Genomic DNA, 490 nt, shown 5'->3' with positions numbered 1-490 from the left:
GCGACGTCAACCTGCCGGACCTGCACGTTGTTTACGCCTTCGAGCGCACCGAAGCTGGTGCTCCAGTGCGCGCCGTTGTCGACGCTGTACTGCACCGTGGCGCCGGATTCGACACCGGTCAGGTTCAACGTGCCGACATTGGTGACGTGGTCGGACGCGCTGCTGCCGGAATCGGTGGTGAGCGCCACCCCGGGCGCGGCAGCCGACGTGTCGAGCGTGAAATTGAACGACGTCGCCGACGAGGTGTTGCCCGCGACGTCGATCTGCCGGACCTGCACGTTGTTCGTGCCTTCCAGTGCACCGAAACTGGTGTTCCAGTGCGCGCCGTTGTCGATGCTGTATTGCACGGTGGCGCCGGTTTCGACGCCGGTCAGGTTCGGCGTGCCGACATTAGTGACGTGATCGACAGCGCTGCTGCCCGAATCGACCGCCAACGCCACACCGGGCGCGGCAGCCGACGTATCGAGCGTGAAGCTGAACGACGTCGCCG

Annotated in this window: 1 protein-coding gene; it reads right to left on the bottom strand. The window is 65.5% G+C overall.

The features are described from left to right. Positions 1-490: Ig-like domain-containing protein (locus tag DIE16_RS36365; protein WP_148095416.1), on the bottom strand; the 490-nt coding region annotated here is incomplete at both ends.

The organism is Burkholderia sp. Bp9090 (assembly GCF_003857985.1).
Taxonomy (GTDB): Bacteria; Pseudomonadota; Gammaproteobacteria; order Burkholderiales; family Burkholderiaceae; genus Burkholderia.
This window is presented reverse-complemented; position numbering and strand designations above follow the sequence as displayed.